This window comes from Pseudomonas sp. B21-047, assembly GCF_024748775.1.
In the GTDB taxonomy this organism is placed as follows: Bacteria; Pseudomonadota; Gammaproteobacteria; order Pseudomonadales; family Pseudomonadaceae; genus Aquipseudomonas; species Aquipseudomonas capeferrum.
The window spans coordinates 4,418,816-4,430,304 of sequence record NZ_CP087169.1; the positions used below are offsets into that span (position 1 = coordinate 4,418,816).

The following is an 11,489-nucleotide window of genomic DNA, read 5'->3' on the forward strand; positions in this document are numbered from 1 at the left end:
TTCTGTTATCCGTTTGCATCTCAAACTGCCTCAAGCTCGCTCATGAAGTCCTGGAGGTCGTCCAGGTCCGCATCGGTATTGGTATTCAAGCCACTGATCATGGCTGCGTATGCCTGCAGGTTTTCCGCCTGGAACAGCAAGGCGAGCGGCAGGTTGATGCCCAGCTCAACCTGCAGGCGAGCCATCACCTGGGTCGCCAGCAAGGAGTGGCCACCCAACTCAAAGAAGTTGTCGTGAAGGCCCACTTTGTCCAGCTTCAGCACATCGGCCCAGATCGCCGCAATCCGCTGCTCCAATGCACTTTGCGGCGCAGTGAACTGGCCCTGCAGCAGGCTGGCATCCGGTTGCGGCAGCGCCTTGCGATCCAACTTGCCGTTGCCGGTCAGCGGCAAGCTGGCCAGGAACAGCACATGAGCCGGCACCATGTAGTCCGGCAGGCTTGCCTTGAGCGCTTCGCGCAAGGAACCCCGCAGAAGAACCTGGCTTTCGAGGCTGTCCAGGACCGAGCTGTCACCCGGCACCACATACCCCACCAACTGCTTGCCTTGCGGGCCATCCTGAGCCAGCACCACGCCCTGACGCACAGCGCCCTGCTCCTGCAGGCGTGCTTCGATCTCACCCAGTTCGATACGGAAACCACGAATCTTCACCTGGTGATCAATTCGCCCCAGGTAGTCGATGACGCCATCACCGCCATAGCGGGCCAAATCGCCCGAGCGGTACAAGCGACCGCCTTGGCTATCGAAGGGGTTCGGCACGAAACGCTCAGCCGTCAACGCCGGACGACCGTGATAACCACGCGCAAGGCCATCCTGGCCAATCATCAGTTCACCGTGGCTGCCTGGCACGATCGTGTTCAAGGTGCCGTCGAGCAAGTAGCAACTCAGGTCTGGAATGACCTCGCCAATGGGGCTGCTGCCAACATTCTTGAGATCATCCAGGCTGATCGGCCGGTAGGTCACATGCACCGTCGTCTCGGTGATGCCATACATGTTGATCAGGCGTGGCTGACGGTCGCCGAATACGTCGAACCATGGCTTGAGGCTGCTCACATCCAGCGCCTCACCGCCAAACACCACATACCGCAATGCCAACTGGCTGCCGCCTCGCGCGGCTTCGCAGGCAAGCGGAATCAGTTGCTGAAATGCCGATGGCGTCTGGTTCAGCACCGTTACCTGCTCGCTGAGCAACAACGCATGGAAATCCTGCGAAGAACGCGCCACGTCTCGCGGCACGATGACCGCCTTGCCGCCATACAGCAGCGCGCCGTACAGCTCCCACACGGAAAAATCGAACGCGTAGGAGTGGAACACCGTCCACACGTCACTGGCGTCGAAGCGGAACCACTCCTGGGTGGCCGCGAACAAACGCACCACGTTATGGTGCGTCAACAGTGCACCTTTGGGCTTGCCAGTGGACCCGGAGGTGTAGATCACGTATGCCAGGTTCTGCGGCGATACCGCGCCAGCCAGGTTGGCTTCGCTGTAGTCGGCCAGTGCCGTGTCGTCCAGATTCAGGCGTTGGATGCCTGCCGGAATGGGCAAGGCGTCACGCAAGTGGCTTTGGGTCAGCAACAAACCGATGCCACTGTCCTCGAACAGGTAAGCGAGGCGATCCTGGGGGGACTCCGGGTCCAGCGGCACATAGGCGCCGCCCGCCTTGAGGATGCCGAGCAGGCCCACGACCATGTCCAGACTGCGCTCTACGGCAAGCCCCACCAGCACGTCGGGCCCCACGCCCAGTTCGCGCAGCTTGTGCGCCAGGCGGTTGGCGCGGCGGTTCAATTCGCCGTAGCTGAGTGTCTGAGCGCCAAAACTCACGGCGGGTGAATCAGGCGATAACTCGACCTGGGCTTCGATCAACTGATGGAGCGTGTGCTCGCTGGGGAATTTAGTCGGGTTGCGGTTCCAGTCCTGAACGATCCGAGCCTGCTCATGCTCTGCCAACAGAGGCAGGTCGGTAATGCGCTGCTCTGGTTCGCGGACGATCCCCTGCAGCAGATTCAGCCAATGATTGGCCATGTGCTCGACGGTCTTGGCCTCGAACAGGTCGGTGGCATAGGTCAGCGCAGCACTGATGCCTTGCTCATGCTCGAAGGTGTCCAGAATCAGGTCGAACTTGGCCGTGTGGCTATCCCAGGCCAGCTCTTCCATTTCCAGCCCTGGCAAACTGCGGCGTTCGCCCTTGGCCTGGGTCTGGTGGTTGTACATCACCTGGAACAGAGGGCTGTGGCTGAGGTTGCGTTCGGTCTGCAGGGCCTCCACCAGCTGTTCGAACGGCAGGTCCTGATGCGCCTGAGCGCCCAGCGCACGCTGCTTGACCTGTTGCAGCAGCTGATTGAAGGTCATCTGCAGGTCGAATTCGGCGCGCAGCACCTGGGTGTTGACGAAGAAGCCGATCAGCCGCTCGGTCTCGACCCGGTTACGGTTGGCGACCGGCACACCGACGCGGATGTCGGACTGCCCGCTGTAGCGGTGCAGCAATGCCTGGAAGCTGGCCAGCAACACCATGAAGGGCGTGGCGCCCTGTTGCTGGGCCAATTGCTTCAGCGCGCCAGCCAACGTGTTGTCGATGGCCACGGTAACTCGGGCGCCCTGATAGCTGCTTATCGCTGGCCGCGGTCGATCGGCAGGCAACGCCAGCACGGGTTGCTCGTCACCGAGCTGCGCCGTCCAGTAGGCCAGCTGTCGCGCCTGCTCGCCGGCCTCCATCCAGTTACGCTGCCAGGTGGCGTAGTCGGCGTACTGCACCGGCAGCACGGGCAGGTCCACCCTCTGCCCTTGGCTGTAGCCGTGGTAGAGCTGCACCAGCTCATTGATCATCACGGGCATCGACCAACCGTCGGACACGATGTGGTGCAGGGTCAGCACCAGCACATGCTCGTCCTGCACCAGGCCCAGCAACTTCACCCGCAGCAGCGGGCCGGTTTGCAGGTCGAAAGGCAGATGAGCTTCGTGCTCGACATGACTGCGCACGCTGGCGTCATCGGTCTGCTCCAACTGCTCGAACATCAACTTGAAGGGGCTGTGCGGATGGACCACCTGCACGGCCTGCTCCCCTTCCAGGCGGAACGTGGTGCGCAGGGTCTCATGACGGGCGATCAAAGCCTCGAAGCTACGCTGCAGGGCACCCGTGTCCAAATGCCCTTTGAAGCGCAGGACGGACGAGAGGTTGTACGCGGTACCCACCTCGCCCAGCTGTGACAGAATCCATAGCCGCTGCTGGGCATAGGAAAGCAGTACCGGCGCTTCTGGATCCCTCGGGAAGATCGGCGTGACCCCATACAGGTTGACGCCTTGTTTCTTGAGCAAGGCTGCCAACGCCTTACGTTTTTGGGTGGACAACGATACGACTGTATCGAGCAGCTCTTGCACAGGGAATCTCCTAAGAAATCAGCTCTTCAATTTCCTCCGTAGTTAGACGATTGAGCACTGCCAAGGATTTAGGCCCCCCCCTCGTGCACGATTCCAGTAGGAGCGGCCTTGCGTCGCGAAAGGGCTGCGTAGCGGCCCCTGGGTCTCAGCTTCGCCGCATAAATTGCTGGGGCCGCTACGCAGCCCTTTCGCGACGCAAGGCCGCTCCTACACCGTTTGCGCCATGGGCAAGAGACGCGTTTAGTCTGCCGACCGCAAAGACTAGGAAATCAGCTCATCGAGCTCCTCCGTGCTCAAGCTTTCGAGTAATGCCAGCGACTTGGCCAATTGGTCCTGGGTGGTGTCGACGACTGGCGCCTTACCTTCGAGCTGACGACTGAAGTCGGCCAGTACAGGGAACTCGAAGAGTTCTTTCAGTTCGGCCAAAACACCGGCTTGCTCCTGTATGCGAACGATCACCGAGGTGGCCAGCAGGGAGTGACCGCCCAGCGCGAAGAAATTGTCGGTCAACCCGACCCTCTCCAGCTTCAGCACATCCGCCCAGATCGTCGCGATCTGCTGTTCCAGCTCGCTCTGCGGCGCCACGTACTCGCCTTGCAGCAAACTGGCATCCGGTTGCGGCAAGGCCTTGCGGTCCAGCTTGCCGTTCGGTGTCACTGGCAGTTTGCCGAGCAGCAGCAGATGCGCAGGCACCATGTAATCCGGCAGGCCGGCCTTCAGCGCCTCCCGCAGGCTGTCGCGCAGTGCGCCCTCGTCTTGCGTGCTGTCGGCCGGTACCACATAACCCACCAACTGCTTGCCGTTCGGACCGTCCTGGGCCAGTACCACTGCCTCCTGCACACTCGGCAGCTCCAGCAGGCGCGCTTCGATTTCACCCAGTTCGATACGCAAACCGCGGATCTTCACCTGGTGGTCGATACGCCCGGCGTAGTCGATCACGCCGTCGGCGTCGTAACGTGCCAGGTCACCGGTGCGGTACAGACGCCCGCCGTTGTCGCTGAACGGGTCTGGCACGAAGCGTTCGGCAGTCAGCGCTGGGCGCTGGTGGTAACCACGGGCCAGGCCTACACCCCCCAGGTACAGCTCGCCGGCACTGCCGCGTACCGCAGGTTGCAGGCTGCCTTCGAGGATGTGGGCCTTGAGGTTGTCGATCGGCTGGCCGATCGGCACGCTGATGCTTTCGTCCGGCTGGCAGGTCCAGTGGGTGACGTCGATGGCGGCTTCGGTCGGGCCGTACAGGTTGTACAGGCCGGCCGCTGGCAGGCGCTGCAGGGTCTGGCGGGCCAGCTCGGCAGGCAACGCTTCACCGCTGCACACCACGCGCTTGAGGCTGACGCAGCTCTCGACTGCTTCATGGATCATGAACGCCTGCAGCATCGACGGCACGAAGTGCAAGGTGCTGATGGCGTACTGGTTGATGGTGTCGACCAGCAGTTGCGGGTCGCGGTGGGCACCTGGCTGGGCCATGACCAGACGGGCGCCGGTCATCAGCGGCCAGAAGAACTCCCACACCGACACGTCGAAGCTGAACGGGGTCTTCTGCAGCACGTTGTCGCTGGCATCCAGGCCGTAGGCCTTCTGCATCCACCACAGGCGGTTGACCAGCGCCTGATGGCTGTTGCCGGCGCCTTTCGGGCGGCCGGTGGAGCCGGAGGTGTAGATCACGTAGGCGAGGTTCAGCGGCGCCACGTCGATGTTCGGGTTGGCGTCGCTGTAAGCACCGAGCTGCTCGGTGTCCAGGTCCAGGCTGCGCAGGCCGGCCGGGATCGGCAAGGCATCGCGCAGGTGCGACTGGGTCAGCAGCAAGGCGATGCCGCTGTCGGCGAACATGTAGCTCAGGCGGTCTTGCGGGTACTCCGGGTCCAGCGGCACGTAGGCGCCGCCAGCTTTGACGATGCCCAGCAGGCCGATGACCATCTCCAGGCTGCGCTGCATGGCGATGCCCACCAGCACGTCCGGGCCAACGCCCAGTTCACGCAGCTTGTGCGCCAGCTGGTTGGCTTGGCCATTGAGCTCGGCATAGCTCAGGGACTGCTCGCCAAACACCAGTGCCGGGGCGTGTGGGGTGGCGAACGCCTGGGCTTCGATCAGCGAATGGATGCTGCGCTGATCCGGGTATGCCGCTTGGGTGTCGTTCCAGCGCTCGACCATCAGTTGCTGTTCTTGCAGGCCCAGCATCGGCAGCTCGCCGACCACTGCCTGCGCATTGGCAACCAGCGCCTGCAGCACGCTGGCGAAGCAACCCGCCAGTCGGCCAATGGCCTCGTCGCTCCACAGCGCACGGTCGTGGCTGTAGTGCATCGACAGGGTCGCGCCCAGTTCCACCACCAGGGTCAGCGGGTAGTTGGTCTGCTCCTGCACGGCCACGTCGCCAAAGCGCAACCCGCCAGGCGCGCCTTGCTGCAAGGCCTCGGAAACAGGGTAGTTCTCGAACACCAGGATGCTGTCGAACAGCGCATCACCGCCCTGCCCTGCCCAGCGCTGCACGTCATACAGCGGGGTGTGCTCGAACTCGCGCACAGCCAGGTTGCTGGCCTGCACCTGGCTAATCCATTCGGCCACGGTCTGTTCGGCACGGGGTGCGCCGATCACCGGCAGGGTGTTGATGAACAGGCCGATCTGCTCTTCGACCCCAGCCAGGTCTGCCGGGCGACCCGCTACCGTGGCGCCGAAGCACACGCTGGCCTGGCCAGTGCAGCGCTGCAACAGCAGCAGCCAGGCCGATTGCACCAGGGTATTGACGGTGACCCGGTTGGCGCGGGCAAAGGCTTCGATGCGCGCCGTCTGCTCCGCATCGAAGGCCAGGCGATGATCACCGTAGCCGGTGCCTGCAACCCCCGCGCTACCGGCAATGGCCTGGGCCAGCCGGGTCGGCTCGTCGAGCCCGGCCAGCTGGGCCTTCCAGAAGCTTTCGGCAACCGCTGTGTCCTGGCCTTGCAGCCAGGCGATATAGTCGCGGTAATGCGTGACTTGGGCCTGTGGCGCCAGCCCCGCGTAACGTTGCAGCACTTCGCCCAGCAAACGCGAGGTGCTCCAGCCATCCATCAGGATATGGTGGTTGGTGTAAATCAGGTGGTGGCGCGCCTCGCCCGTGCGCACCAAGGCCAGCCGCAGCAGCGGCGCCTCGGCCAGTTCGAACCGGCGCTGGCGCTCGCCCTCGGCCAAGGCCTGCAAGGCGGCTTCCAGCGCCGGCTGGCCACGCCAGTCATGCTCGCTGCACGGCAACGCTACCGACTTGCGCACCACTTGCACCGCCTGCTCCAGCTCGCCCTGCAGCACGAACCCGCTGCGCAGGATGTCATGGGCATCGAGCGCGGCCTGCCAGGCCTGCTTGAAGCGCTGCACATCCAGCCCTTCGACATCGACTCGCAACTGGTTGATGTAGTTGCCGGCCTGCTGGTCGTACAGGGTGTGGAACAGCATGCCCTGCTGCATCGGCGACAGCGGGTAGACATCGGCGATCTGCCCCGGGGCCAGCGGCAAGCTGTCCAGCTGAGCCTGGGTGAGTGCCGCCAGCGGGAAGTCCGACGGCGTCACGCCCTGGTGCTGAGCCTGGCAGCAATGCTCGACCAGCTCGGCCAACGCCTGCTCGTAGGCCTGGGCCAGGTGCTGGATGGTTTCCGGGCGGTAGACGTCTTCGCTGTAGGTCCACTCCAGGAACAGCTCGCCGCCGTACACCTGGCCGGTGATGCTCAGCCAGTTGCCCAACTGCGCACCGGCGCATTGGGTGCGGCCGGCGCTTTCGCCGCTAGGGCTGAACGATGCCGCGTCGTCGGCGGTGAAACTGCCGTCGAACTGGCCCAGGTAGTTGAAGGTGACGCGTGCCTGCGCGGCGCCGCTGAGCCGCTCGCGGGTCTGGGCATCGCCCAGGTAGCGCAGCAGGCCATAGCCGATGCCTTTGTCCGGTACGGCGCGCAGTTGCTCCTTGATCGCCTTGATCGACTCGCCAACGGCCTGGCCAGGGGCCAGACGTACCGGGAACAGGCTGGTGAACCAGCCGACCGTGCGGCTGAGGTCAAGGTCGTCGAACAGGTCTTCGCGGCCATGGCCTTCCAGTTGCACCAGCACCTCATCCTGCGCGCTCCACTGGCACAGCGTGCGCGCCAGCGCGGTCAGCAGCAGGTCGTTGATCTGCGTGCGATAGGCAGCGGGGGCCTGCTTCAGCAACTGCGCGGTACGCGCGGCATCCAGGCGCGACGCAGCAGTGCGGGCGTGCTGGTTGCCCAGGCTGCCCTGCGGGTTGTCACGCGGCAGTTCTGCCGGGCTGCCTTGCAGCACCTGCAGCCAGTAGTCGCCCTGTGCCTGCAGCGCCGAGCTGCTGGCATGCGCAACCAGCCGCTCGGCCCAGGTTTTCACCGAACAGGTCTTGGCTGGCAGGCTTACGGGCTGACCTTTCAGGCGTTGCTGATAAGCCTCTTGCAGGTCTTCGAGCAGCACCCGCCAGGACACGCCGTCCACCACCAGGTGGTGAATGACCAACAGCAAGCGCTGCTGGCCATCGGCAAGGTCGAACAGTTCGGCACGCAGCAGCGGGCCTTGCTCAAGGTTCAAGCTGGCCTGCACCTCGGTGCCAGCGGCGTCCAGTTCGCCCAGCGCTGCGAGGCTGCGCTGGCGCACCAGCGGCGCACTGTCCAGGGCCTGGAAGCGGGCCTGCCACTGGCCGTTCTGGCGGCTGAAGCGCAAGCGCAAGGCGTCGTGCTGCTCCAGCACCGCACGCAGGGCCGACTCCAGGTGTTCCACCTGCACGCGCTGGGCAGGTTTCAACAGCACCGACTGGTTCCAGTGCCCTGGCTGGGCGATGTCCATCTCGAAGAAGCGCGCCTGCGCGGGCAGCAGCACCACTTCACCGCTGACAGCGCTGTCCACCGGGGCAGCGGCTGCCGGCTGCTTGGCTTCGATGCGCTTGGCGACCTGGGCCAGTTGGCCGACGGTCTGCTGTTCGAACAGCTGCTTGGGGGTGATCTTGATGCCCTGGCGCTTGGCCCGGGCGATGATCTGCAGGCTGAGGATCGAATCGCCGCCCAGCTCGAAGAAGTTGTCGCTGCTGCCCACGCGTTCCAGCTTGAGCACGTCGGCCCATACCGCGGCCAGCTTCTCCTCGATGTCGCCTTCAGGCGCCACGTAACCACGGCTTACCGCGCCCGGCGCCGGCAAGGCGCGCTTGTCGAGCTTGCCGTTGGCGGTCAGCGGCAGACGCTCGAGCAACAGCACCTGCGCAGGCACCATGTAGTCGGGCAAGCGGGCCTGCAGTTGCGCCTGCAACTGCGGCACGGTCACGCCTGCTTCGGCCACCACGTAGGCCACCAGTTGCAGGCGCTCGGCATCGCCTTCCAGCGGCAATGCCAGGACCACGGCGTCGCTGACATCGGGCAGCCCGGCGAGCACGCGACCGATTTCACCCGGTTCGACGCGATAGCCACGGATTTTCACCTGGTCATCGGCACGCCCGATAAATTCCACCAGGCCTTCAGCGCTCAACCGCGCCCGGTCGCCGGTGCGGTACAGGCGGGCGCCATCGGCCGCCGGCACGAAGCGTTCGGCCGTCAGCGCGGGCTGGCCCAGGTAACCCTGGGCAACGCCCTGGCCCCCCAGGTAGAGCTCGCCGACCACCTGCGGCGCCAGCGGGTTGAGGTAACCATCGAGCACTTCGGCGCAGGCATTGCCCAGCGGGCGACCGACCGGCACCGTGCGGCAATTGGCCAGGCGCTGGTCGGGTTCGAAGGTGAGCACGCCGACCGTGGTCTCGGTCGGGCCGTAGTGGTTGATGACGCGGCATTCGGGGCGCAATGCGCGGATTTTTTCCAGGAGGCTCCAAGGGCACGCTTCACCGCCCAGAATCAGTGCTGCAGCAGGCAGCACATCGGCGGCGCGGGCAGCCTGCAGCAAGCCTTGCAGGTGGCTTGGCACCAGTTTCACCACGCCCACCTGATGCTGCGCCATGTAGCTGGCGAAACCATCCGGGTCGAAGGCCAGTTCCTGCGGTAGCAAATGCAGCAAGCGGCCCGAGGCCAGGGCACCGAACAGTACGGTGTGGCCAAGGTCGGCGGCGGTGGTGGACACCATGGTCATGCTCGCCCCGGCCGGCAGTTGCAGGCGTTCGAGCACAGCCTGGATATAGCTGGCCAATGCCCCGTGGCTGACCACCACGCCTTTGGGCTGGCCGGTCGAACCCGAGGTGTAGATCAGATAAGCCGGCTGCTCAGGGCTGACCGCGACCGCCACCGGGCTGTCGCTGCAGGCCGCCCACGTCGAGGGCTCGCAGGCAACCGCCTGCAAGCCGTCGAGGCCAGCGAAGCGGGTATCGCCAGGCTCATGCAACAGCACGGCGGCGCCGCTGTCGACGACCAACTGCTGCAGGCGCTCCTGCGGCTGCTGGGTATCCAGCGGCAGGTAGGCGGCGCCGGTCTTGAGCACCGCCAGCAAGGCCGTGACCCAATCGATGGAGCGCGGCAGGCACAGGGCAACGATGCTGCCGGCACCGACGCCACGCCGGCGCAGGTAGTCGGCTACGCGGTTGGACGCAGCGTCCAGCCCGCCCTGGGTCATGAAGCGCTCACCAGCGCGCACGCCGCCCTGGGCCTGCCCTTGCGCCATCGCCTGGTGCCACAGGGCGAGGAAGTCGCGGTGCGGGTAGGCGTTGGCTGCGGCCGGCTGCTGCGCCGCCACCTCCAGGTGGTCGACGATCGGCTGCTGCTGGGCATGGCTGAGCACGTCCAGCACCCGCCGCAGCGAGTCGGCCAGGCGTTGGATGGTCGCGGGCTCGAACAAGTCGGTGGCGTAGGTGAAGTACCCCTCGATGCCATCGGGCTTATCCGAGAAGTCGAACGCCAGGTCGAAGCGCGCATCGCCACCTTCACGGGCAAAACCTTCCACCTCCAGCGCACCCAGGCGCTTGCGCGACGCGTCGCCCGCCGCCACGTGCTGGTTGATCTTGAACTGGAACAGCGGGTTGTGGGCCAGGTTGCGCTCTGGCAGCAAGGCATCCACCAGGTGCTCGAACGGCAGTTCCTGGTGCGACTGGGCGCCGCCGATCACGTCCTTGACCTGCTCCAGCAGCTCGGCGAAGGTCGCGCGTTCGTCTACCTGCACGCGCAACACCTGGGTGTTGATGAAGAAGCCGATCAGGCCTTCCAGCTCCTTGCGGTTACGCCCCGCATTCGGCGCGCCGATGCGGATGTCCGACTGCCCGCTGTAGCGCGACAGCACCACCGCCATGGCCGCCAGCATCAGCACGAACAGCGTGTGCCCGCCCTTGCGCGCCTGGCTGCGCAGCGCTTCGGCCTGCTCGGCGCCAATCTGCAGTTTGAGCACCGCGCCGCGGTAGCTCGGCGTGGCGGGCCGTTCGAAGTCCAGCGGCAGGCTCAGCAGCGGCTGCTCGTCACCCAGTTGCGCCTGCCAATACGCCAGCTGGCGCTGGGCCTCACCGGCCTCGAGCCAGGCGCGCTGCCAGATCGCATAGTCGGCGTACTGGATCGGCAGGGCCGGCAATTGCGCCTCGCGGCCTTCAGCCAGGGCGGTGTACAGCTGGATGAACTCCTGCACCAGCAAGTCGCTCGACCAGCCGTCGGAGATGATGTGGTGCATGCTCAGGGCCAGCACGTGGTGCTCGGCGCTCAGGCGCAGCAGGGTGACCCGCATCAGCGGCCCGGTCAGCAGGTCGAACGGTTGCTTGAGCGCGGCATCGACGGCTTCGCTCAAGGCGGCTTCATCGTCGCCCGCCTGGAACTCGACCACGTCCAGCACCAGCGGGCAGGCGCCGAGAATCTCCTGGTGGAACTCGCCTTCATCCGAAACGAAGCGCGTACGCAGCGACTCATGGCGGCTGACCAGCGCATCCAGCGCCTGCTGCAGCACCGTTAGCTCCAGAGCGCCCTTGAGGCGCACGGCCATCGGCACGTTATAGGCCGGGCTGTCGGGTTCCAACTGCCAGAGAAACAGCAGGCGCTGCTGGGCAAACGACAAGGGAATGCGCGCCAGGCCCTGGCGTGCAGGCACGATGGGCAGCAGGCGGAAGCTCTGCCCGGTGGCCTGCATTTTCGCCAGGATCTGCTGACGCTGCTCCACAGGCAGGCTGACGAAGCGTTGGGCAATGCGTTGTGCGGGGGTGAGTTGCAT

The 11,489-nt window shown here is 65.1% G+C and carries 1 protein-coding gene and 1 pseudogene; both read right to left on the minus strand.

Annotated elements, in window-relative coordinates:
- Nucleotides 1-25 precede the first annotated feature (25 nt).
- Nucleotides 26-3,374: pseudogene (locus LOY26_RS20005) on the minus strand (amino acid adenylation domain-containing protein); the annotation flags it as partial.
- A gap of 261 nt (nt 3,375-3,635) precedes the next feature.
- Nucleotides 3,636-11,489: a non-ribosomal peptide synthetase gene (locus LOY26_RS20010; protein WP_258714031.1), complete on the minus strand. Its 7,854-nt coding sequence runs from the start codon at nt 11,487-11,489 to the stop codon at nt 3,636-3,638.

What these genes read in the sequence shown, in the direction of transcription:
- LOY26_RS20010 (WP_258714031.1), bottom strand. Translation starts at nt 11,489, where the DNA reads ATGCAACTCACCCCCGCACAACGCATTGCCCAACGCTTCGTCAGCCTG.